The organism is Nonomuraea sp. ATR24 (genome assembly GCF_041950485.1).
Classification (GTDB): domain Bacteria; phylum Actinomycetota; class Actinomycetes; order Streptosporangiales; family Streptosporangiaceae; genus Nonomuraea; species Nonomuraea ceibae.
Window position 1 is genome coordinate 330239 of the sequence record NZ_JBGNUU010000005.1, and the last position, 23168, is coordinate 353406.

A 23168-nucleotide genomic window follows, 5' to 3' on the forward strand; every position below is an offset into this window, starting at 1 on the left:
GGGGTGAGGGCCCGGCACCGCAATCGGCGACCGGGCCTCTCCCGCGACCGTATTCACGGCGCGCCCGGCGCGCCGCTACGCCTGTCTCACCCTGCTTCGATGTAGGCTTCGCGAAGATAATCGTGCACCGCCTGCTCGGGCACTCTGAACGAGCGGCCGACCCGGATGGCCGGCAACTCGCCAGAGTGCACCAGCCGGTAGACGGTCATCTTCGACACTCGCATGACCGTGGCCACCTCGGCCACCGTCAGGAACTTCACCTCGCTGAGAGGTCTTTCGCCTGCAGCCATCGGACGCCTCTTCCGCACGTGTTTCCGGGTTATCCCCACTGGTGCCATTGCTCACGCACGTGTACTGCCGTCAGCGTAAGTCGGGACTCCGAGCGCGCAAACCCCCTAGTTTCTCAGTCTCCGCAGCCGCCTGTCAGCCGAACCCGCAAAGCCGCTGGCCAGACATCGCACCGAGCACTCAATCGGACGTTGGAACTGTCCAATTTGTCACCTATAAGAGTCGCCCGGGCTCCATCAAAAGTTGGCAAAGGGACGGCGAGCCTCTGGGAATGCAGGCGCGAAAAGACGGTATGGGGATGACCGATTTCAACTCATAGGGCTCGTGAGACTCGAGTGACGAGTCGTTCGGTCAACGGCGCGTAGTAGCGCGGTAGCACATTGTCATCAAGCGGCACCACCACATCGATCTTGCCCTCGGCCTCTCCGACGAAGAGCCCGGGATCGTTGCTGTCGGCGAAAGCCACAGTGGGCACTCCCGCCTCTCCCGCTGCCCCTGCCCACCCGTGGTCGGCGATAACCAGGTCGGGCCGGTCGTCGCCCAGCTCGGCCAGCATGTGCTCCATCGGCGCGGCGTCGTGGGTGTGGACGAACGCGCCCTTGTCGTCGAGCATCGCCACGTCGCCGAGATAGCGGATGCGGCGCGGTCGCCCGAACCCGGAGCCGGAGTAGGTCCAGCCCTCGGCGGGCGACAGCAGCACGGCCCCGCGTTCGGCGGCGAGCCTGGCCAGCGGCAGGTGGACGGCGAGCAGGCCGGTCGGGTGCCCGGTGGCGAACAGCACGCGCGGGCTCTCCTGCGACAGCGCCGCGGCGATGCGGTCGGCCATGGCGTCGAGCGCGTCGATGGTCCGCTCGGGGTCGATGGTGTCCTGTCCCCAGCGGTGGCCCGGGTCGGCGACCACGCCCGCGGCCTTGGCCATCAGGGCCAGCACGTCGCGGTAGGTCCACGGCTGGTCGAACGTCAGCCCCAGCATGTAGTAGGGATCACGGTTGGCCAGCGAGCTGTAGTGATCCAGGTTGTTCTCGCGCGGGGTCGCGACGTCGCCGGCGATGCGGCTCATGATCAGGTGCTCGCGGAGTTCGTCGCGGGTCAGCACTGCGTGTCCTTAGGGCATCGGGTCGAGGCCGTGCAGGGGGAACACCGCGTGCCGGGTCGCCATGACCGCACGGTCGATGGGGTCCGCTGGGTCATAACCATGTGAGATGTCCTGAAATTCCGGGTCTCGGCCGTCTGTCATGGTGAGCGGGGCCGTCTCGCCAGTACGTTCCCGTACCAGCCGTTGCCAGGCCTCGCCCGTCGGGGTGGAGGGGGCGAGCGGGTGGCCCGACAGCTCCGCGATCAGGTGGGTCCACGCCCGCGGCACCACCTGGACCAGCTCGTAGCCGCCCCCGCCGGTGGCGATCCAGCGCCCGCCGGCGGTCTCGTGCGCCAGCCGGTGCAGGGCCGCGTAGGCGGTCCGCTGGCCGTCGAGGCTGAGCATCAGGTGGGCGAGCGGGTCGAGCGCGTGGCTGTCGCAGCCGTGCTGGGTCACCAGGACCTCCGGCGCGAACTCGCGCAGCAGCGGCGGCACCACCGCGTGGAAGGCCCGCAGCCAGCCGGAGTCGCCGCACCCGGCGGGCAGCGCCACGTTGACCGCGGTGCCCTCGGCGCCGGTCTCCCCCGGCCTGCCGGTGCCGGGGAACAGCGTCAGCGGGCTCTCGTGCAGGCTGATCGTCAGCACCCGCGGGTCGTCGTAGAAGGCCGCCTGCACCCCGTCACCGTGGTGCACGTCGACGTCCACGTACGCGACCCGCCTGGCGCCCTGGCGCAGCAGCCAGGCGATGGCCAGCGCCGGGTCGTTGTAGACGCAGAAGCCGCTGGCCGAGGCCGCCATCGCGTGGTGCAGCCCGCCCGCGACGTTGACCGCGTGCTCCGCCTCGCCCTCCCAGACGGCCCGGGCGGCGGCCAGCGACGCGCCCGCGATCAGCGCGGACGCCTCGTGCACGCCCGCGAACGCCGGGTTGTCGCTGCTGCCGAGCCCCACCGACAGGTCGGGGGCCCCGGTCGCGGAGACGCGCTTGACCGCCTCGACGTAACCGGGGTCGTGCACCATCGCCAGCTCGGCGTCCGTGGCCGGGTCGCAGCCTGCCAGGTCCACCTTGTCGAGCACCCCGAGCGCCCTGGCCAGCTCCATCGTGAGCGCCACCCGGACGGGAGCCAGCGGATGGCCGGGGCCGAAGTCGTAGGAGGTGAGGGCGTCGTCCCAGATGACCCGTGCCGACTGGCTCATGCATGCTCCCGTTTCCCGCGCCTTGAGGTGACGTTACCGCAGCGTCAACGGCACCGGTCCAGCCGGATCGCCCGGTCGCACGGGAGTTTCGTGACGTAATCTCGATCCCATGCGCATCGTGCGACGCGTCAAGGCCGCATGGCGGTTCTTCCGGCGTCCGCGGGTCTTCGACATCACGCTCGTGATCGCGCTCCTCCTGCCGGGGATCATCGGCGGGCTGGCCGTCCTGTCCCAGGGCCAGCCGATGACCTTCAGCCTGCACTACCTGCTGACCGTGCCGCCGCTGCTGATGCGGCGCAACCGGCCGGTGCTGACGGCGGCGCTGATCACGGCGCTCGACGTCGTCGCCGTCTCCGCCGACATCGTCTCCCCCGGCAGCCCGGTCACCATGATCGCCGCCTACAGCCTGGGCCGCTACACCTCCGGCCGCACGGTCTGGATCGCCGCCGGGCTGATCTCCCTCCTCTACGCGACCGCGAACGAGCTCGCCACCCGCTTCCAGCCCGGCCCGCAGCCTCAGGGCGCGTGGCTGACCGGCCTGACCCTCATCGCCATCCCCGTCGTTCTGGGCCAGTTCAACCGCGTACGGGCCGAGCTGCGCGAGCGCGGCAAGCGGGAGGCCGCCGAGAGCGCGGTGCGGGCCGAGCGGCGGCGGATCGCCCGCGAGCTGCACGACGTGGTCTCCCACCACCTGAGCGTCATCAACGCGCTGGTCGGCGGGGCGCGGGCGACGCTCGCGCCGGGCCAGGAGGTGACCCGCGAGGCGCTGTCCGGGGCCGAGCAGAGCGCCCGCCAGGCGCTGTCGGAGATGCGCGAGCTGCTCGACGTGCTGCGGGCCGACGACGGCGGCGGCTCCGACGCCGCGACCGGGGTGGGCGCGTCCCGGCTGCCCGCGCTGGTCGAGGAGGTCAGGAGCGCCGGGCTGCCCGCGAGCCTGGTCGTGACCGGCGAGCCCGTCCCGCTGCCCACGACCGTCGACCACGCCGTCTACCGGATCGTCCAGGAGGCGCTGACCAACACCCGCAAGCACGCCGAAGGCGCGCGGGCCAGCGTCCGCCTGGTCTACGATCCGGGTGCCATCGAGGTCGAGGTGCTCGACGACGGCGCCCCCAAGCACCCGATGGCGGCGGGGTTCGGGCTGGGCGGGATGGCCGAGCGCGTCGCCCTCTGCGGCGGGCAGTTATGGACCGGTCCCCGGCTGGAAGGCGGTTTCCGCGTGCACGCGCGCATCCCCCTGGAGAAGACGTGATCTCGGTGTTGCTGGTGGACGACCACGCGCTGGTCCGCAAGGGCTTCCGGCTGATGCTCGACGCCCAGCCCGACCTGACGGTGGTCGGCGAGGCCGCCGACGGTGACGAGGCGGTCGACCTCGCCACCCGGCTCAGGCCCGACGTGGTGCTGATGGACCTGCACATGCCCGGCCTCGACGGGGTGCGCGCCACCGAGCGGATCACCGGCGGCGTGCCGGGCGTGCGGGTGCTCGCGCTGAGCACGTTCGACCTGGACGAGAACGTGGTGGCGGCGCTGCGGGCGGGCGCCGACGGGTTCCTGCCCAAGGACGTCTCCCCCGAGGAACTGGTCGAGGGCGTACGGATCGTGCACCGGGGCGAGGCGGCCGTGGCCCCCCGGCTGCTCACCCGCCTGATCGGCGCCTACGTGCGGGCGCCCCGGCCGCAACGGCACACGGCGCCCCTGCACCGGGCCGGGCTGACCGGCCTGACCGACCGCGAACGGCAGATCCTGGTGCTGATCGCGCGCGGCAGGTCCAACGCGGAGATCGCGGCCGAGCTGGGCGTGTCCGCCTCGACGGTGAAGAACCACGTGACGAGCGTGTTCGCCAAGATCGGCGTGAGGGACCGGGCCCAGGCGGTGATCGCCGCCTACGAGGCGGGGCTGATCAACCCAGGAGAGTAGGACCACGCTCCTACCGGCCCGCCCGCAGGACTGTCCCGCAGCAGGAAGATTCGGCCCGCGCCGCCGATCATCCTGAACATATGACCGCGATTCGGGCAACGAACCTGAGCAAGCATTACGGGAAGACCGCGGCCGTGACCGATCTGTCCTTCGACGTCGAGCCCGGCCAGGTGACCGGCTTCCTCGGCCCGAACGGCGCCGGGAAGTCGACCACCATGCGCATGATCCTCGGACTCGACCGCCCCACCGGCGGCGGCGTGCTCGTGGACGGCAAGCCGTACGGGGAGCTCAGGCACCCGCTGCGCAAGGTGGGCGCGCTGCTGGACGCCAAGGCGGTGCACGGCGGGCGCAGCGCCCGCAACCACCTGCTGGCCATCGCGCAGAGCAACGCGATCCCGGCCGCCCGGGTCGAGGAGGTGCTGGAGCTGGTCGGCCTGAGCACGGTGGCCAAGCGGCGCATCGGCGGCTTCTCGCTCGGCATGTCGCAGCGCCTCGGCATCGCCGCCGCGCTGCTCGGCGACCCGGAGATCCTGCTGTTCGACGAGCCGGTCAACGGCCTGGACCCGGACGGCATCCTGTGGATCCGCACGCTGATGCGCAAGCTGGCCGCCGATGGGCGCGCGGTGTTCGTCTCCAGCCACCTGATGAGCGAGATGGCGCAGACCGCCGACCACCTGGTGGTGATCGGCAAGGGCCGGCTGATCGCCGACACGAGCGTGCAGGAGTTCATCGGCCGCAGCTCCCAGGGGTACGTGCGCGTACGGTCGCCGCGGCTGGCCGAGGTCGCCGAGCTGATCAAGGGCGCCGAGCTGCACCCGGACCACCTGCGGGTGACCGGGGTGGAGCCGCTGGAGATCGGCACCGCGACCGCGCGGGCCGGACTGCCGCTGGAGGAGCTGACGTTCGTGCGGCCCTCGCTGGAGGCCGCGTACATGGAGCTGACCAAGGACAGCCTGGAGTTCTCGTCATGATGGACGTCATCCGGTCCGAATGGACCAAGATCCGCTCGGTGCGCTCCACGATGTGGACGCTGGCCTGCGCCGGGCTGCTGCTGATCGGGTTCAGCATCCTGCTGACCGTGTCGATCGCCAACTCGGCGGGCGAGCCGCCCACGGGGATCGAGGCCGCCAGGGTCACCCTGTCGGGCACGCTGTTCGCGCAGCTCGCGCTCGCCACGTTCGGGGTGCTGGTGATCTCGAGCGAGTATCGGACGGGGTCCATCAGGACGACGTTCATGGCCGTGCCGCAGCGGCTGCGGGTGCTGTCGGCCAAGATCGTCGTGTTCACCGTCGTGACGCTGGTGGTCTCGGCGGTCTCCGCCCTGGCGGCGTTCCTGGTGGGCGGACCGCTCATCCTCGGGACGGCGGCGCTCGGAGACCCGGGCGTCGCGCAGGTGGTGGTCGGCACCTCGCTCTACCTGACCGCGAGCGGGCTGTTCGGGCTGGCCCTGGGCGCGCTGATCCGGCACACGCCGGGCGCGGTCGTGTCGGTGATCGCGCTGATCCTGGTGCTGCCGCAGGTCACGTCCATGCTGCCGGGCGACCTGGGCAGGACGGTGCACCACCACTTCACCTCGAACGCCGGCCTGCAGGTGATAGCACCGAACCCGGACAACCCGCTGGGCCCGTGGTCCGGCTACGGCGTCTATCTCGCCTGGATCGCGGTCACGCTGGTCGTGGCGGCCGTGCTGATGCGGCGGCGCGACGCCTGACCCCATGACTCGCCGGCTGGGGACGACCGTGTCGAGGCGGTCTCCTCAGCCGGCGGCGAGCTCGCGGCCCCGGTCGCGGGCCGCCTCGATCGCGGCCAGGAAGGCGGCGCGCACGCTGTGGCGCTCCAGCTCGGCGATGGCGGCGATCGTGGTGCCGCCCGGCGAGGTGACCGCCTCGCGCAGGATCACCGGATGCTCGCCCGAGTCGCGCAGCATGACGGCCGCCCCGACGATCGACTGGGTGACCATGTCGAGCGCGGCGGCGCGCGGCATGCCGAGCAGGATGCCCGCGTCGACCATGGCCTCGACCAGGTAGAAGAAGTAGGCGGGCCCGCTGCCCGACAGCGCGGTCGCGGCGTCCTGCTGCGACTCGGGGATGCGCAGCACCTTGCCGACCGGCCTGAGCAGGTCCTCGGTGAGCCTGAGGTGCTCCTCGCCGGCGTGGGACCCGGCCGAGATCACGCTCATCGCCTCGTCGAAGCGGATGGGCGTGTTGGACATGACCCGGACCACCGGCGCGTCGACGCCGAGGCGCTGCTCGACGAAGGCCGTGGTGATGCCGGCGGCGGCGGTGATGACCAGCCGGTCGGCGGGCACGCAGGGGGCGATCTCGGCCAGCAGCGCCGCCATGTCCTGCGGCTTGACCGCGAGGATGAGCGTGTCGGCGGACTTGGCGGCCTCGGTGTTGGACACCGTGCGGACCCCGTAGGTCTCGCGCAGCGCCTGGGCGCGCTCGGCGCGGCGCGCGGTGGCCAGCACGTCGCCGGGCTTGAAGCCCGCCCGCAGCAGCCCGGACAGCAGCGCCTCGCCCATCTTGCCGGTGCCGAGAATCGCAATCATGTGCGCAGCCTACCGGCGGCTATCGGCGTGACAGGAGCGTGCGCGCGAAGAAGGCGGGCCGCTCGGCGAGGCGACGCATCAGGTACGGATACCAGCCGGCGCCGTAGGGGACGTGGACGCGCACCCGCGCGCCCTGCCCGGCCAGGCGCCGCTGCTCGTCGGGGCGGACCCCGTACAGCATCTGGTATTCGAACCCGGCGGGTTCGAGCCCTTCGAGGACGGCCAGGGCGGCCGTGACGCGCAGCAGCCGGGGGTCGTGGGTGGCGATCATCGGGTAGCCGGCGCCGGACATCAGCACCCGCAGGCAGCGCGCGAAGGCGCGGTCGACCTCGGCGGGCGCGGTGCGGGGGCCCTTGACGAGCCGGACGCGGGCGCCGTCGAGGCGGGCGCAGCGCTCGGCGGAGCCGGGCTCGCCGGCGCGCACCACGACGCCCACGGCGGGGTGCTCCTTGCGCAGGGTGGCGTGGATGGAGTGCAGGCCGGTGGCGGCGCCGGGCCCGCTCGCGTCGAGCGTGAGCGTGACGCCGCGCTCGGCGGCGCTCTCGCAGAGGGTGGCCGCGTTGTCGAGCGCGAGCTGCTCCGACAGGCGCAGCCCGAGCGCGGTGAGGTCGACCGACACGTCGGCGTCGGCGGGCAGGCTCTCGACGAGCCGCTGGTGCGCCAGGACATTGCCCTCGGCCTCGGCCCGGTCGCCGGCCTCGGCGACGAGGCTGCCGACGGTGACGAGCAGGCCCCTGCGGGTCAGCTCCGTCACGGCGGCCCCGACGTCGTCGGCGACGTAACGCCTGACCATGGTGCCGGTGAGCGGCGAGGCGGACACGACGCGCTCGGCGCGGTCGCTCCGGGATGCGGCGAGCAGGGCCTGACGAAGCACGCCACAACCCTAGCTTCGCCGACGCTGAACCGGTGGCCGATCTGATCCGTCGTAGAGGTATGCGCACTGTGACGACGACTCTCGTGGCCGGATGCCTGCTGCTCGCGACCGGGTGCGGCTCGGCCACGCCGCAGGAGCGGCCGCTGTCCAAGGCGCCCGGCGCGCCCGTGACCAGCGCCTCGGTGGCCACGACCACGCCGCCCGACGCCAAGCCCAAGCCGGTCAAGCCGACCGGCGACGCGCTCAACACGCGCAAGGTCCGCTGGACGAAGGCCAAGGCGGTGTCCAAGGGCCACAAGGTGCAGCTCAGGTGGTGGTCGGGCGTGGAGCCCTGCACGGTCCTGGACCGCGTCAAGGTCAAGGAGACGAGGAAGCGGGTCACGATCACGCTGTACGAGGGCACCTCGCCCAAGGCGAAGGGCGTGTCCTGCATCATGATGGCCGTGGAGAAGACGACCACGGTCAAGCTCAAGGCCCCGGTCGGCAAGCGGAAGATCGTGGACGGCGCCAAATCCTGACATGTCCACATGCGGACAACCCCAGTGACATTTGATCGATTTGTTGCGATACATCGATCAAGGCACCTAAGGCGCGGGGGCGCCCCGGTGATGGTGTGCGTGACTGGGGGAACCCGTGAAGCGGCTCGTTCGTGCCCTGCTGCCCGTCATCCTCATGACCACCGGACTGATCGGGCTGGCCGCGCCGCCCGCGCAGGCCCTGCCGGAACGCTTCGAGAAACAGACGATCTTCAGCGGGCTGACCAGCCCCACCAACGTCGAGTTCGCCGCTGACGGGCGGGTGTTCGTGGCCGAGAAGGGCGGCTACGTCAAGGTCTTCGACTCGCTCACGGACACCACGCCCACCGTCTACGCCGACCTGCGCACCAAGGTGCACGACTTCTGGGACCGCGGCCTGCTCGGCCTGGCCCTGCACCCGGACTTCCCGCAGGACCCCCGCGTGTACGTGCTCTACTCCTACGACGCCGAGCCCGGGGGCGGCGCGCCGCGCTGGGGGCAGGCGAACGACGACTTCGACGAGTGCCCCTCGCCGCCCGGCCCGACCGGGGACGGCTGCCGCATCACCGGCCGCCTGTCGGTCATCTCCCCCACCGGCGCCGAGACGCCCCTGATCACCGACTGGTGCCAGCAGTACCCCAGCCACTCCATCGGCGACCTGCAGTTCGGCCCCGACGGCATGCTCTACGCCTCGGCGGGCGACGGGGCCAGCTTCCAGTTCGCCGACTACGGGCAGGACAACCTGCCGGGTTCGGACGTCGTACCGGACAACCCGTGCGGCGACCCGCCGACGGCGGTGGGCACCTCGCCCACCCCGCCCGCGGCCGAGGGCGGCGCGCTGCGCTCCCAGGACGTGCGCACCGGCGGCGACCCGGCCACGCTGGCCGGCAGCATCATCCGCATCGACCCCGACACCGGCGCCGGCGCCGCCGCCCCCGGCAACCCGAACGCCGGCGCCGCCGACCCGAACGTGGCCAGGATCGTCGCCCACGGCCTGCGCAACCCGTTCCGCATCACCAACCGGCCGGGCACCGGCGAGATCTGGGCGGGCGAGGTCGGCTGGGGCTCCTTCGAGGAGATCAACCGCGTGGCCGACCCCACGGGCGGCGTGGCCAACTTCGGCTGGCCCTGCTACGAGGGCGCGCCCCGCGAGGACGGCTACGACGCGCTCAACCTGACCCTGTGCGAGAACCTGTACGCCGAGGGCGCGGCGGCCCACACCAAGCCGCACTTCGCCTGGAACCACGGCCAGCGCCTCTACCCGGGCGACCCGTGCGCCCCCGGCGGCCAGTCGTCCTCCAGCGGCGTCGCCTTCTACCCAGGTGGGCCCTACCCGCAGGCGTACGACGGCGCGCTGTTCTTCTCCGACTACAGCCGCAGGTGCGTCTGGGTGATGACCGAGGGCGCGAACGGGCTGCCGGACCCGGCGACGGTGACCGCGTTCGACACCGGGATCGGCACGGTCGAGCTGGAGAGCGGGCCGAACGGCGACCTGTTCGCCGTCGACCACGACGGCGGCGCGGTCGTGCGCTACATCTACGACAACGCCCCGCCCACCGCGGTGATCGACGCGACACCGACCTCCGGCGCGGCCCCGCTGGCCGTGACGTTCTCCGGCACGGGCTCCAGCGACGCCGACGGCGACCCGCTCACCTACGCGTGGGACCTCGACGGCGACGGCGAGCTGGACGACTCGACCTCCGCCACCCCGTCCCGCACCTACGCGCAGAACGGGTCCTACCAGGTCAGGTTACGGGTGAACGACGGCAAGGGCGGGCAGGGCGACGCCACCGTCACCATCAACGTCGGCAACAGCGCGCCCACGGCCGCCATCACCACCCCGGCGGCCACCACGACCTGGGCGGTCGGCGACACGATCGGCTTCTCGGGCACCGGGACCGACGCCGAGGACGGCGCGATCCCCGGCTCCCGCATGACCTGGACGCTGATCATGCACCACTGCCCCGGCGCCTGTCACGAGCACGAGATCACCCGCTACACCGGCGCGTCCGGCTCCTTCCAGGCCCCCGACCACGAGTATCCGTCGCACCTGGAGCTGCGGCTCACCGTCGAGGACGGGCACGGCCTGACCGACACCGCGAGCGTCCTGCTCCAGCCCAGGACCGTCGAGCTGACCTTCAGGACGGACCCGCCGGGGCTGCGGCTCGGGTTCAACCAGGAGCAGACGATCGCGCCGTTCACCCGGACCGTGATCGCCGGGTCGAGCAACTCCGTCACCGCGCCGTCGCCGCAGGGCGACCAGGCGTTCGACGCCTGGTCCGACGGCGGCGCGGCCACGCACAACATCACCGCCCCGGCGTCGGCGGCCACCTACACGGCGACGTTCGAGACCTCGCACTCCCCGGCGGGCCTGGTGGCCGCGTACGCGATGAACGAGGGCTCGGGCACCGCCGTCGGCGACGCCTCCCCGGCCGGCAACCCCGGCACGGCGGCGAACACGACCTGGGCGGCGACCGGCAAGTTCGGCAAGGCGCTGGCCTTCGACGGCTCGTCGAGCTGGGTCACGGTCGCCGACTCGGCCAGCCTGCGCCTCACCACCGGCATGACGCTGGAAGCCTGGATCAGGCCGGAGACGGTGACGAGCTGGCGCACGGTGATCATGAAGCAGTACGGGACCGACCTGGCCTACACGCTGTCGGCCGGGAGCTACACCGACCGCCCGCACGCCGTCATCCACACCACCGGCGAGGTCGGCGCGGGCGGCACGGCCTCGCTCCCGCTGAACACCTGGAGCCATCTGGCCGCCACCTACGACGGCGCCACGCTGCGCCTGTACGTCAACGGCACGCAGGCCGCCGAGCGCGCCGCGGGCGGCCCGATCCGCACCGACGGCGGCGTGCTGCGCATCGGCGGCAACAGCCTGTGGGGCGAGTTCTTCGACGGCCTGATCGACGAGGTCAGGATCTACGACCGGGCGCTCACCCCGGCCCAGATCCAGCTCGACATGACCACCCCGATCGGCGCCGCGCCCGAGCCGGACACCACGCCGCCGAGCACCCCCGGCTCCCTCGCCGCCACCGGCGGGCCCGGCCACGCGCAGCTCGCCTGGACCGCGTCCACGGACGACAGGGGCGTCGAGGGCTACACCGTCCACCGTTCCGCCACCTCCGGCTTCACCCCGTCGGGGGCCAACCAGGTCGGCTCGTCGCAGACCACCGCGTTCACCGACCCGGGGCTGGCCGAGGGCACGTACTACTACCGCGTGGTGGCCTTCGACGCGGCGGGCAACACCAGCACGCCGTCCGCCGAGGACCCGGCCGCCGTCACCGCGCCGCCCAGCAGCCAGGGCCTGGTGGCGGCGCTCGGCATGAACGAGGGCGCCGGGACCACCACGGCCGACTCCTCCGGCCTGGGCAACGCCGGCACGCTGAAGGACGCCACCTGGACGGCCTCCGGCAGGTACGGCCAGGCGCTGTCGTTCAACGGCTCGTCGAGCTGGGTCACGGTCGCCGACTCGGCCGGCCTGCGCCTCACCACCGGCATGACGCTGGAAGCCTGGGTCAAGCCGTCGACCGTGACGAGCTGGCGTACGGTGATCATGAAGGAGTACGCGGGCGACCTGGCGTACGTCCTGTCGGCCGGGAGCTACACCGACCGGCCGCACGCCGTCATCCACACCACCGGCGAGGTCGGCGCGGGCGGCACGGCCTCGCTCCCCCTCGGCGTCTGGAGCCACCTGGCCGCCACCTACGACGGCGCCACGCTGCGGCTGTACGTCAACGGCACGCAGGTGAGCCAGCAGGCCGCCGGAGGGCCGATCCGCGCCGACGGAGGAGCCCTGCGCATCGGCGGCAACAGCCTGTGGGGCGAGCACTTCGACGGCCTGATCGACGAGGTCCGCGTCTACAGCGAGCCCCTGACCGCCGCCCGGATCCAGTCGGACATGAACACGCCCGTCTGAGCCCTCGAGCCGTCTCCCGGGAGTCCCCTCCTCGCCCCCTCTCCCGGGAGACTCGGGGGCTTTTTCGCGCACCGGGGGTTGAGCCGAGTAGGCTCAAGTCGTTTGACAAAGACGGCACACATTCGTAGGTTGAGTCCAACCAACTCAACTTTGACCACAAGGACGTACTCATGGCACGTGCGGTAGGTATCGACCTTGGGACGACCAACTCCGTCGTCTCGATCCTCGAGGGCGGTGAGCCCACCGTCATCGCCAACGCGCAGGGCTCGCGGACCACGCCGTCCGTGGTCGCCTTCGCGAAGAACGGCGAGGTCCTGGTCGGCGAGGTCGCCAAGCGGCAGGCCGTCACCAACGTGGACCGGACGATCCGCTCGGTCAAGCGCGAGATCGGCACCAACTGGTCCCAGGAGATCGACGGCAAGAAGTTCTCCCCGCAGCAGATCAGCGCCTTCGTGCTGCAGAAGCTCAAGCAGGACGCCGAGGCCTACCTGGGCGAGAAGATCACCGACGCGGTGGTCACCGTCCCGGCCTACTTCAACGACGCCCAGCGCCAGGCCACCAAGGAGGCCGGCACCGTCGCGGGCCTCAACGTGCTGCGCATCATCAACGAGCCGACCGCGGCCGCCCTGGCCTACGGGCTCGACAAGGAGGAGGACCAGACGATCCTGGTCTTCGACCTCGGCGGCGGCACCTTCGACGTGTCCCTGCTCGACGTCGGCCAGGAGGACGGCCACGGCTTCGTCGAGGTCAAGGCCACCTCGGGCGACAACCACCTCGGTGGTGACGACTGGGACCAGCGCGTCGTCGACGAGCTCGTCAAGCGCTTCCAGAACGCCCACGGCGTCGACCTGGCCAAGGACAAGATGGCGCTCCAGCGTCTGCGCGAGGCGGCCGAGAAGGCCAAGATCGAGCTGTCCAGCCAGTCCGAGACCAACATCAACCTGCCCTACATCACGGCCTCCTCCGAGGGCCCGCTGCACCTGGACGAGAAGCTCACCCGCAGCGAGTTCCAGCGGCTGACGGCCGACCTGCTCGAGCGGACCAAGGGCCCGTTCAACCAGGTCATCAAGGACGCCGGCATCAAGGTCTCCGACATCGCCCACGTGGTGCTCGTCGGCGGCTCGACCCGCATGCCCGCCGTCTCCGAGCTCGTCAAGGAGCTGACCGGCGGCAAGGAGCCCAACAAGGGCGTCAACCCGGACGAGGTCGTCGCCATCGGGGCCGCTCTGCAGGCCGGCGTGCTCAAGGGCGAGGTCAAGGACGTCCTGCTGCTCGACGTGACCCCGCTGTCGCTGGGCATCGAGACCAAGGGCGGGATCTTCACCAAGATCATCGAGCGCAACACCACGATCCCGACCAAGCGCTCCGAGGTCTTCACCACGGCCGAGGACAACCAGCCGTCGGTGCAGATCCAGGTCTACCAGGGCGAGCGCGAGATCGCTTCCTACAACAAGAAGCTGGCCACGTTCGAGCTGACCGGCATCGCCCCGGCGCCGCGCGGCATCCCGCAGATCGAGGTCACCTTCGACATCGACGCCAACGGCATCGTCAACGTCTCCGCCAAGGACCTGGGCACGGGCAAGGAGCAGACGATGACGATCACCGGCGGCTCCGCGCTGCCGAAGGACGACATCGAGCGGATGATGCGCGAGGCCGAGTCCTACGCCGAGGAGGACAAGAAGCGCCGCGAGGAGGCCGAGGTCCGCAACAACGCCGACGGCCTGGCCTACCAGACGGAGAAGTTCCTCCGCGAGAACGACGACAAGGTCCCCGGCGACATCAAGACCGAGGTCAACGACGCGCTCGCCGAGCTGAAGAAGGCTCTGGAGGGCACCGACACCGACGTCATCCGCACCTCGGCCGAGAAGCTCGCCACGGTCAGCCAGAAGATGGGTTCGGCGATCTACGCCCAGGGCCAGCAGGCCGCCGGCGGCGAGGGCGCCCCGCAGGACGCCTCCGCCCCTGGTCAGGAGCAGAAGGCCGACGAAGACGTCGTCGAGGCCGAGATCGTGGACGACGAGCCGAAGAAGGACAAGTGATCAAGTGATGCCGCCGCGTGACAACGGGCACGATGAGCCGGTGATCCGCGACAATCGCAAGATCGACCCGGAGACCGGGGAGGTGCGGACGCAGGCCGAGGAGACAGAGGAGGCCGAGCAGCCGCCCGCGCCGGCCGCCGGAAGCGCCGCGGACGGCGCCGTCGACGGCGAGCTGCAGACGCAGCTCGCCGAGCGGACCGCCGACCTCCAGCGTCTTCAGGCCGAATACACCAACTACCGCCGCCGGGTGGAGCGCGACCGCGTCGCGGTCCGCGAGCTGGCCGTGGCGGGAGTGCTCACCGAGCTGCTGCCCGTGCTCGACGACATCGGCCGGGCCCGCGATCACGGTGAGCTCACCGGAGGCTTCGCGAAGGTGGCAGAGTCTCTGGAATCGGTGCTCACCAAGCTCGGCCTCAGCCCCTACGGCCAGAAGGGCGACCCCTTCGACCCGACGGTGCACGAGGCCCTGATGCACAGCTACTCGCCGGAGGTGACCGAGCCGACCGCCGTCGAGGTGCTGCAGCTGGGCTACCGCATGGGCGAGCGGGTGCTGCGCCCCGCGCGGGTCGCGGTCGCCGAGCCCGGGGACGCCCCCTCGGCGTCCGATGACGAAGACAACTGACGAGGACGAAGGGCGTTAGATGAGCACCAAGGACTACCTGGAGAAGGACTACTACGCCGTCCTTGGTGTGCCCAAGTCCGCCAGCGCCGAAGACATCAAGAAGGCCTATCGCAAGCTGGCCCGCCAGTATCACCCCGACACCAACCAGGGTGACCCGTCCAAGGAGACCAAGTTCAAGGAGGTCTCCGAGGCGTACGACATCCTGTCCGACAGCAAGCGCCGCAAGGAGTACGACGACGCGCGCACGCTGTTCGGGTCGGGGGTGGGCGGCCAGCGCGCGGGCGGCGGCTTCCCGTTCGACTTCGGCGACCTGTTCGGGGGGACGGCCGGGCAGCAGCAGCCCGGCCAGGGCGCCGGGGAGCGCTTCAGCGACCTGTTCGGCGGCCTGTTCAACCGGGGCGGCGCGGGCACCCGCAGCACCGGCGCGACCAGGCCGCGGCGTGGGCAGGACATCGAGTCCGAGGTCACGCTCTCGTTCACCGAGGCGGTCGAGGGCGCCACGGTCTCGCTCCGGCTGACCAGCTCGGCGGCGTGCACCGGGTGCAGCGGCACGGGGGCCAAGGCCGGCACCACCCCGCGGGTCTGCCCGACCTGCGAGGGCACCGGCGCGGCAAGCCGCAACCTGGGCAACTTCGCCTTCTCCGAGCCCTGCCGCGACTGCAAGGGCCGCGGCCTCCTCGTGGACGACCCCTGCCCCGTGTGCGAGGGCAGCGGCCGGGCCAAGAGCACCCGCACGATCCAGGCGCGCATCCCCGCGGGGGTCGCCGACGGGCAGCGGGTCAAGCTCAAGGGCAAGGGCGCACCGGGCGAGAACGGCGGCCCGGCGGGCGACCTGTACATCCAGACGCACGTCAAGCCGCACGCCGTGTTCGGCAGGTCGGGCGACAACCTGACCATCACCGTGCCGGTGACGTTCACCGAGGCCGCTCTGGGCGCCGAGATCAAGGTGCCCATCCTCAAGGGCATGCCCGTTACACTGCGCATCCCGCCGGGCACGCCCAACGGGCGCACGTTCCGGGTCCGCGGCCGGGGCGCCGCCCGCAAGGACGGCACCAAGGGAGACCTGCTCGCCAGCGTCGAGGTCGTCGTGCCCAAGACGCTGGACGACAAGTCACGCGAACTCCTGACGGAGTTCAACACCGCGACCGCGGCCGAGGACCCGCGGGCTGATCTCATACAGAGAGCCAGAAGCGAGTAGCCGATGGACGCCAACTATTTCGATCTCTCAGACGACACACCCGTCTACGTGATCTCGGTGGCCGCGCAGCTGTCGGGGCTGCACCCGCAGACCCTGCGGCAGTACGACCGGCTCGGGCTCGTGTGCCCGGGCCGCACCGCGGGGCGCGGCCGCCTCTACTCCACACGCGACATCGTCCAGCTGCGCGAGGTCCAGCGGCTCTCCCAGGAGGAGGGCATCAACCTCGCCGGCATCAAGCGGATCCTGGAGCTGGAGAACGAAGCGCTGCGACTGCGCGAGGAGGTTCACCGGCTGCGCGCCGAGATGCAGATGGTCAGGGCGCTGATCCGCTACGAGCTGCCACCGGGGGCCTAGAAAGCAATGGACTACAAGCTCACCCAGAAGAGCCAGGAGGCTCTCGCGGGTGCCATGAGGCGCGCCGCCGCCGAGGGCAACCCCGAGATCGCCCCGGCTCACCTGCTCACCACGCTGCTCGGCCAGACGGGCGGCACCGCCGTGCCGCTGCTCGACGTCGTCGGCGCCGACTGGCGCACACTGCGCGCCAAGGCGGAGGAGCAGCTCGCGACGCTGCCCAAGGCGCAGGGCGCCACCGTCGGCGCCCCGTCGAGCTCCCGTCACCTCCTCAAGGTGATGAACACCGCCGCCCAGCACGCCAACCGTCTCGAAGACCTCTACGTCTCCACCGAGCACCTGCTCGTCGGCCTCGCGGCCGACGGCGGCCCGGTCGCCGACCTGCTCAAGGCGCAGGGCGCGACCCCGCAGGCGCTGCTCGACGCGTTCGAGAAGGTACGGGGCAACGCCCGCGTGACCAGCGAGACCCCCGAGGACACCTACCAGGCGCTGCAGAAGTACGGCGTCGACCTGACCGAGCGCGCCCGCGCGGGCAAGCTCGACCCGGTCATCGGCCGCGACTCCGAGATCCGCCGCGTCGTCCAGGTGCTCAGCCGCCGCACCAAGAACAACCCGGTGCTGATCGGCGAGCCCGGCGTCGGCAAGACCGCCGTCGTCGAGGGCCTGGCCCAGCGCATCGTGGCCGGCGACGTGCCCGAGTCGCTGCGCAACAAGCGGCTCATCTCGCTCGACCTGGGCGCGATGGTGGCCGGCGCCAAATACCGGGGCGAGTTCGAGGAGCGGCTCAAGGCCGTGCTCTCCGAGATCAAGGAGAGCGAGGGGCAGATCGTCACGTTCATCGACGAGCTGCACACCGTCGTCGGCGCGGGGGCCGCCGAGGGCGCCATGGACGCGGGCAACATGCTCAAGCCGATGCTGGCCCGCGGCGAGCTGCGCATGATCGGCGCCACGACGCTCGACGAATACCGCGAGCGCATCGAGAAGGACCCGGCGCTGGAGCGGCGCTTCCAGCAGGTCTACGTGGGCGAGCCCACGGTCGAGGACACGATCGCGATCCTGCGCGGCCTCAAGGGCCGTTACGAGGGCCACCACCAGGTCCAGATCGCCGACGGCGCCCTCGTGGCCGCCGCCGCACTGTCCGACCGCTACATCACCAACCGCTTCCTGCCCGACAAGGCCATCGACCTGGTCGACGAGGCCGCCTCGCGGCTGCGCATGGAGATCGACTCCCGGCCTGTGGAGATCGACCAGCTCCAGCGCAACGTCGACCGGATGAAGATGGAGGAGCTCGCGCTCTCCAAGGAGACCGACGACGCCTCCGTACAGCGCCTCGAACGGCTCCGCCAGGAGCTCGCCGACCGCCAGGAGGAGCTCAACGCGCTCGTCGGCCGCTGGGAGAACGAGAAGGCCGGCCTCAACAAGGTCGGCGAGCTGAAGAAGCAGCTCGACGAGGCGCGCGGCACCGCCGAGCGGGCCCAGCGCGACGGCGACTTCGAGACCGCGTCCAAGATCATGTACGCCGAGGTGCCCCGGCTGGAGCAGGCCATCAAGGCCGCCTCCGAGGCCGCGCCGCCCGACAACGCCATGGTCAAGGAGGAGGTCGGGGCCGACGACATCGCCGAGGTGATCTCGTCCTGGACCGGCATCCCGGCGGGCCGCCTGCTGGAGGCGGAGACGGCCAAGCTGCTCCGGATGGAGGAAGAGCTGGGCCGGCGCCTGATCGGCCAGCAGCAGGCCGTACAGGCCGTCTCCGACGCCGTCAGGCGCAGCCGGGCCGGCATCGCCGACCCTGACAGGCCGACGGGCTCATTCCTGTTCCTCGGGCCGACCGGCGTCGGCAAGACCGAGCTGGCCAAGGCGCTGGCCGAGTTCCTGTTCGACGACGAGCGGGCGATGACCCGCATCGACATGAGCGAGTACGCCGAGAAGCACAGCGTCGCCCGGCTCGTCGGCGCGCCTCCCGGCTACGTCGGCTACGAGGAGGGCGGCCAGCTCACCGAGACCGTCCGGCGGCGCCCCTACACGGTCGTGCTGCTCGACGAGGTGGAGAAGGCCCATCCCGAGGTCTTCGACGTGCTGCTCCAGGTGCTCGACGACGGCCGGCTCACCGACGGGCAGGGCCGCACCGTCGACTTCCGCAACACGATCCTGATCCTCACCTCCAACCTGGGCTCGCAGTTCCTCGTCGACCCCCAGCTTGAGAACGGCGCCAAGCGCGAGGCCGTCATGACCGCCGTACGGGCCGCGTTCAAGCCCGAGTTCCTCAACCGGCTCGACGACGTCATCCTGTTCGACGCGCTCGGCTCCGAAGAGCTGACCAGGATCGTCGACCTCCAGGTCGACCGGCTCGCCCGCCGGCTGGCCGACCGCAGGCTCGTCCTGGACGTCACCCCGGCGGCCCGCGAATGGCTGGCGCTCACCGGCTACGACCCGCTGTACGGCGCCCGGCCGCTGCGCCGGCTCGTCCAGTCGGCCATCGGCGACAAGCTCGCCAGGGCCGTCCTCGCCGGTGACGTCGTCGACGGCGACAAGGTCCTCGTCGATCTCGGCGACGACGAGCTCACCGTCCAGCGCGGCTGACCACAGCCCGCACGCAGCGCCCGGAGGCCGGTCGGCCCCCGGGCGCACGCGTTCCACGCCCCGGTCATCGGCGCCCCGCGTGCGTAAGGATCGGCCCAGCCTTCGGGCAAGCCGCCCACCCCGTGCCGCGGGCCTGGCTAGCTTCAGCGTTCGTCAGATCACCGAGCACGATCAGGGGGACGTGAAATGTCATCTCGGAGCATCCGAAGCATCCTTGCCATGGTCACTCTGACCGCGGGGGTCACCTGGCTGGGGGCGGGCGCCGCCGAGGCTGCCGCTCCGTGCCAAGAGCGGTCGGCGACCGTACGCGCCCAGCGAACCGTCACCACGATGTGCGACGGCGTCACCCGGTTCGGGGTGGACGACCCCACCGGCACCGCCGAGCTCGTCGAGTCCGAGACCTCCCGCCTGGCCCACAGCGCCGCCCGGCTCGCCCAGCGCATCGGCCTGACCGGTCTCGGCTCCGTCCGCGCCATGGGCCTCTCCGACCTCGGCGGCTTCGCCGCCTCCTCCGCAATGCCCGCGCTCTCCCAGGGCGTCCCCCTCTCCGGCGCGCTGCCCAGCCTCACCCGGCTGCCCGAAGTGCCGGACCTGCCCAACCTGCCCACCATCCCCGGCATCCGCGACCTGCCCGTCGGCGCCAGCGTCGGCAAGCTGCCCGACCCCGCCAAGGTCGCCGCCGAGGGCTTCAAGGCGCCCCTCAACCTGCCCCAGCCGGTCAACAAGCTCAAGGACGAGCTCGTCAACAAGATGCTGCCGCAGGTCCCGGCGGCCGTCGGCGGCATCAACGACGCCACCCGGCTCCCGGACGCGCACACCTCCCTCACGGGCCTGCTGGACGCCCTCGACCTGAGCTGACCACCGGGCCTGCCTTCCCCGGCCGCCCACCGACCGCACCGGCGCGGCGCCCCGGGAGCACGCCCCCCGCGAACCGTGGCGCGGGCCGCGCCACCCGCCCACGGTCCCCTGAGGGGCCGCGACCCCGCCGTCGCGGCCCCTCAGCACGTACGCGCCCGACAGGGCCCAGCGCAGGACGGCGAGGGCAACGCAGGACGGCGGAGCGTCGGCCCGTCTTACCGGCCCTCGGCCCGTCTTGCGGGGCGCCGGCCCGTCTTACGGGGCGCCGGCGGGCAGGGGGCAGCGCGGCGCCGCGCAGGTCGCCCCCGGGAGGCCGCTCGCAGATGGCCACGGCCGGGGGCGGCTCCCTCCTCGCGGAGGGCGTCGGCCCCGGGCGGGGTCAGGAGATCAGGGCGTCGAGGTCGTCTTCCGGCAGGCCGAGGTCGACCCGGATGCGGTAGCGGGTGCGGAGCATCGCCTTGTGCTCCGGGTCGTCCTCGTCACAGGCCAGCACCGCCTGGGTCACCCACTCGAGCCCGCCCTGGAGGTCACCGTAGGCGACCAGGGTCTCGGCGACGGTGTGGGCGGTGGCCGCCGAGGCGGCTCCTTCGGCGCGGATCGTCTCGATGACCTCCCTGGCCTCGTCGTGCCGGTCGAGCTCGAACAGCGTGTCGGCGATGCCGGCACGCGGGTCGAAGCTGACCTCGCCGCCGTCTTCGAGCGCGCGCTGGAAGCATTCCAGGGCACGCGCGGGCTGCCCGGCGGCTCTCCACTCCTCGGCGGCTTGAACCAGGATGGACGCCCTGGAAACGTCGCCGGTGGAATAGCTGAGCGCCACGTCGTACAGCCGCCTGGCCAGCGAGCTGTGGTCGTCGGCCAGCAGCGCCTGCTCGAGCAGGCGATCAAGGTGCTCACGGGTCACATGCGCCACAACGCGAGACTACCGAGCGCGCTGCGGTTTCGCCCGGTCAATGCGTATCGCGGATGACGATCGGCTATGGCAACGCGTTGGCCAAGGCTGCCCATGCCGTGCGTATCACCGCACGTCAACGGGCAGGTACGGAGTGTGCCTCCGCGACGGAAGGGGCTGACGATGGGCAGGTCCAGGCAGTTGACCTTCACGTTGGCCTGTGCCGTGGTGCTGTCGGCGCTGGTGCCGGGGGTGTCCGGCTACCTGTCGGCCCGGCTGGAGGCGATCGAGTCGGCGGAGCGCAACCTGCGGGCGCTGGAGGCGAGGCTCGACGCCCGGCAGGCGCGTCACGTCCGTCCGGTGTCGTTCCCGGCGCCGTGCGACCTGCCGGGCCGGCGTCCTGACTGGCTGCCGGAGTTGCTGGAAGCGCTGAAGGGTCAGGGCCGGCCGGCGGTCGCCGATCGTCCGGGGCACGGCTGACGGGTCAGCCGGCCTGCCGGGCCCAGGAGGCGAGCTGGCGGGACAGGAAGCCGCAGACGAGCTGTTTCGCGGCTTCGATGATCTCCGGTGAGCCGTCGGGGTCGCGCCGGAAGGCGAGCTTGAGCACGGCGTCACCGGCCTCGACGGCGACCAGGACGGCCACGTCGAGCTGGTGGCTGTCGGCCAGCCCGAACTCCTTGAGCAGCAGCCCGCGCAGCCGCCCGGCGATCACGGTGTTGTTGTCGGAGTCGGAGTCGAGCAGGTTGAGGTCGACGACGTCGCCGAAGTGGAGGCTCTTGAAGCCGGCGACGGACCGGTGCATGGAGACGTACTCGTCGATGATCGCCTCGACGGCCTCCCACCAGCCCCGGTAGTCCTCCTCCATGAACCTGCGCCCGACCCTCGTGACGAACTGCTCCACGTTGCGCCGGGTGAGCTCCTGGGTGATGGCGCGCTTGTCGGGGAAGAACTGGTAGACGGAGCCGATCGCGACCCCGGCCCGTTCGGCGATGCGGGTCGTCGACAGGGCCTCGTAGCCGATCTCGTCGAGGAGCTCGGCACAGGCGTCGAGCATCCGCTCGACCCGGCGGGCGCTGCGGCGCTGGGTGGGCTGGCGGCGCAGCGGCTTCGGTGACGCACAGTCATCTTCTGCTAGCGGCGAGGACACAGGAAACATCTTCCCCCCATGGGGCCGATCGTTACCTGCGATTCTGCGGATTTCCTGGGGGCCGGTCCCGTCAGCGTTCGGCGGACAGCCCGGCGCAGGAGCGCAGGGCCTTCCAGTCGGCGATGGCGCCGGTCCGCGCGGTGCCGGTCATGGGCACCGGGACGCCGCCCTGGATGGTGGCGGGGGTCCAGGAGTCCTTGAGCACCTTGCGGCCGTTGATCGTCAGCGTGAGCACGCCGGTCCGGCCGGTGGTGGCCGGGTTGGAGTTGTAGAAGACGAAGTTGCCGAGCCCGTAGCTGACGTAGGCGTTGTCCAGGTAGCCGGAGCCGAGCAGGATGTGCGCGTGCCCGCCGACGATCACGTCGGCGCCCGCCTTGATCAGCTTGGGGGCGAGGGAGAGCTGCGCCTGGTTGGGGCACTTCTGCATCTCGGTGCCCCAGTGCAGGTGGACGATCACGGTGTCGGAGTTGCGGCGCGCCTGCCGTACCGCCTTGATCAGGCGGGGCTCGTTCTTCGCGGAGGCCAGCCCGCCCTTGTCCGGCGTGGCCGTCCACGCCTGGATGAACTCGTCGTCGAGCACCTGCGTCGCGCCGATGATCGACACGCGGTTGCCGTTGACGACCTTCCGGTACGGCTTGTACGCCTGGGCCTCGTCGGCGCCGATGCCGACGACGGGGAACCTCGACCGCTTGACGGCGGCCAGCGAGTCCTGGAGGCCGCTGTCCATGTAGTCCATGCCGTGGTTGTTGGCCATCGACGCCACGTCCACGCCGGCGGCCTTGAGCGCGGTGAGCGCGCTGGCCGGGGCGCGGAAGGTGAACTGCTTGCCGGGGGCGGGGGTGCCGCCGGTGGTGATCGCCGTCTCCAGGTTGACCATGGCCAGGTCGGCCTTGCGCAGCACCTTGGCGATGGGGCCGAGGGCGGTGCGGGGGTCGTTCAGCCGCGGCCTGAGGATGCCCTCGAAGTGCACGTCCCCGCCGAAGGCGATGGTATACGGCTTGCGCTGCGGCTTGGGGGGAGCGGTCGGCTCGGCGGACGTCTTGCCCGCGAGCTGCTCACGTCCGGGGGCGGCGGGTTCGGCTGATGAGCAGGCGACGAGGGACGCGACGACGACGGCTAACGCCGGGAGGACGCGGGGGAGGTTCATCGGT

At 71.5% G+C, this 23168-nt stretch carries 20 protein-coding genes and 1 pseudogene; 13 read left to right on the forward strand and 8 right to left on the reverse strand.

Going from position 1 to position 23168, the window contains the following annotated elements; all coding sequences use genetic code 11:
* Window positions 1-86: 86 nt before the first annotated feature.
* From ACBI99_RS15840 to ACBI99_RS15850, 3 genes are all read right to left on the reverse strand, one after another.
* Complete coding sequence (locus ACBI99_RS15840; RefSeq protein ID WP_043629748.1) at window positions 87-290, reverse strand: helix-turn-helix domain-containing protein; 204 nt, start codon at window positions 288-290, stop codon at window positions 87-89.
* A gap of 311 nt (window positions 291-601) precedes the next feature.
* A complete protein-coding gene (locus ACBI99_RS15845) occupies window positions 602-1384 on the reverse strand; it encodes a phosphatase (protein ID WP_219509594.1) in 783 nt (260 codons plus the stop codon).
* Window positions 1385-1393: 9 nt separating this feature from the next.
* Window positions 1394-2557 carry an acetoin utilization protein AcuC gene (locus ACBI99_RS15850; protein WP_219509593.1) on the reverse strand — a complete coding sequence of 388 codons (1164 nt, stop codon included), beginning with the start codon at window positions 2555-2557 and terminating at the stop codon, window positions 1394-1396.
* A gap of 109 nt (window positions 2558-2666) precedes the next feature.
* On the opposite strand from ACBI99_RS15850, the gene ACBI99_RS15855 reads away from it, so the two are divergent.
* The 4 genes from ACBI99_RS15855 to ACBI99_RS15870 all read left to right on the forward strand — a co-directional run bounded on the left by ACBI99_RS15855 (window position 2667) and on the right by ACBI99_RS15870 (window position 6182).
* Window positions 2667-3806 carry a sensor histidine kinase gene (locus ACBI99_RS15855; RefSeq protein ID WP_219509592.1) on the forward strand — a complete coding sequence of 380 codons (1140 nt, stop codon included), beginning with the start codon at window positions 2667-2669 and terminating at the stop codon, window positions 3804-3806.
* A complete protein-coding gene (locus tag ACBI99_RS15860; RefSeq protein WP_219509591.1) occupies window positions 3803-4471 on the forward strand; it encodes a response regulator transcription factor in 669 nt (222 codons plus the stop codon). The genes ACBI99_RS15855 and ACBI99_RS15860 overlap by 4 nt, the downstream gene beginning before the upstream one ends.
* A gap of 80 nt (window positions 4472-4551) precedes the next feature.
* Window positions 4552-5442, forward strand: a complete 891-nt coding sequence (locus tag ACBI99_RS15865) for an ABC transporter ATP-binding protein (RefSeq protein ID WP_219509590.1) — start codon at window positions 4552-4554, stop codon at window positions 5440-5442.
* Window positions 5439-6182 (forward strand): ABC transporter permease, encoded by a 744-nt coding sequence (locus ACBI99_RS15870; RefSeq protein ID WP_219509589.1) that lies wholly within the window; start codon window positions 5439-5441, stop codon window positions 6180-6182. Before ACBI99_RS15865 ends, ACBI99_RS15870 begins: the two co-directional genes overlap by 4 nt.
* Before the next feature lie 45 nt (window positions 6183-6227).
* Here the strand turns inward: ACBI99_RS15870 and proC are convergent, their stop codons facing one another.
* Together proC and ACBI99_RS15880 are read right to left on the reverse strand one after the other, a co-directional pair.
* Window positions 6228-7022 carry a pyrroline-5-carboxylate reductase gene (gene proC / locus ACBI99_RS15875; protein ID WP_219509588.1) on the reverse strand — a complete coding sequence of 265 codons (795 nt, stop codon included), beginning with the start codon at window positions 7020-7022 and terminating at the stop codon, window positions 6228-6230.
* A 19-nt stretch (window positions 7023-7041) separates the two neighbouring features.
* A complete protein-coding gene (locus tag ACBI99_RS15880) occupies window positions 7042-7896 on the reverse strand; it encodes a proline dehydrogenase family protein (RefSeq protein ID WP_357584717.1) in 855 nt (284 codons plus the stop codon).
* A 68-nt stretch (window positions 7897-7964) separates the two neighbouring features.
* Here ACBI99_RS15880 and ACBI99_RS15885 point away from each other — a divergent pair, with 68 nt between their 5' ends.
* The 8 genes and pseudogenes from ACBI99_RS15885 to ACBI99_RS15920 all read left to right on the forward strand — a co-directional run bounded on the left by ACBI99_RS15885 (window position 7965) and on the right by ACBI99_RS15920 (window position 19981).
* Window positions 7965-8414, forward strand: a complete 450-nt coding sequence (locus ACBI99_RS15885; protein WP_308125976.1) for a hypothetical protein — start codon at window positions 7965-7967, stop codon at window positions 8412-8414.
* 115 nt (window positions 8415-8529) lie between these two features.
* Window positions 8530-12333, forward strand: a complete 3804-nt coding sequence (locus ACBI99_RS15890; protein ID WP_375072586.1) for a LamG-like jellyroll fold domain-containing protein — start codon at window positions 8530-8532, stop codon at window positions 12331-12333.
* 170 nt (window positions 12334-12503) lie between these two features.
* Entirely contained in the window at window positions 12504-14372 is a 1869-nt protein-coding gene (gene dnaK, locus ACBI99_RS15895; RefSeq protein ID WP_219509586.1) for a molecular chaperone DnaK, read from the forward strand.
* Window positions 14373-14379: 7 nt separating this feature from the next.
* Complete coding sequence (gene grpE / locus ACBI99_RS15900; RefSeq protein WP_375072587.1) at window positions 14380-14994, forward strand: nucleotide exchange factor GrpE; 615 nt, start codon at window positions 14380-14382, stop codon at window positions 14992-14994.
* 19 nt (window positions 14995-15013) lie between these two features.
* On the forward strand, window positions 15014-16192 hold the full coding sequence (gene dnaJ / locus ACBI99_RS15905; protein ID WP_375072588.1) for a molecular chaperone DnaJ: 1179 nt from the start codon (window positions 15014-15016) through the stop codon (window positions 16190-16192).
* Between the two features lie 3 nt (window positions 16193-16195).
* Window positions 16196-16519 (forward strand): annotated as a pseudogene (locus ACBI99_RS15910) (heat shock protein transcriptional repressor HspR); the annotation flags it as partial.
* Window positions 16520-16552: 33 nt separating this feature from the next.
* Window positions 16553-19123, forward strand: coding sequence for an ATP-dependent chaperone ClpB (gene clpB / locus ACBI99_RS15915; protein ID WP_219509583.1), 2571 nt, complete (start codon window positions 16553-16555; stop codon window positions 19121-19123).
* Between the two features lie 219 nt (window positions 19124-19342).
* On the forward strand, window positions 19343-19981 hold the full coding sequence (locus ACBI99_RS15920; protein WP_219509582.1) for a hypothetical protein: 639 nt from the start codon (window positions 19343-19345) through the stop codon (window positions 19979-19981).
* A 379-nt stretch (window positions 19982-20360) separates the two neighbouring features.
* On the opposite strand, the gene ACBI99_RS15925 is transcribed toward ACBI99_RS15920, so the two are convergent.
* On the reverse strand, window positions 20361-20891 hold the full coding sequence (locus ACBI99_RS15925) for a tetratricopeptide repeat protein (protein WP_308125975.1): 531 nt from the start codon (window positions 20889-20891) through the stop codon (window positions 20361-20363).
* Window positions 20892-21071: 180 nt separating this feature from the next.
* On the opposite strand from ACBI99_RS15925, the gene ACBI99_RS15930 reads away from it, so the two are divergent.
* Window positions 21072-21350 carry a hypothetical protein gene (locus ACBI99_RS15930; protein ID WP_219509581.1) on the forward strand — a complete coding sequence of 93 codons (279 nt, stop codon included), beginning with the start codon at window positions 21072-21074 and terminating at the stop codon, window positions 21348-21350.
* A gap of 4 nt (window positions 21351-21354) precedes the next feature.
* Here ACBI99_RS15930 and ACBI99_RS15935 read toward each other — a convergent pair whose 3' ends face one another.
* Together ACBI99_RS15935 and ACBI99_RS15940 are read right to left on the reverse strand one after the other, a co-directional pair.
* Window positions 21355-21924, reverse strand: a complete 570-nt coding sequence (locus ACBI99_RS15935; protein WP_219509604.1) for a TetR family transcriptional regulator — start codon at window positions 21922-21924, stop codon at window positions 21355-21357.
* Between the two features lie 163 nt (window positions 21925-22087).
* Complete coding sequence (locus ACBI99_RS15940; RefSeq protein WP_219509580.1) at window positions 22088-23164, reverse strand: CapA family protein; 1077 nt, start codon at window positions 23162-23164, stop codon at window positions 22088-22090.
* Window positions 23165-23168 lie beyond the last annotated feature (4 nt).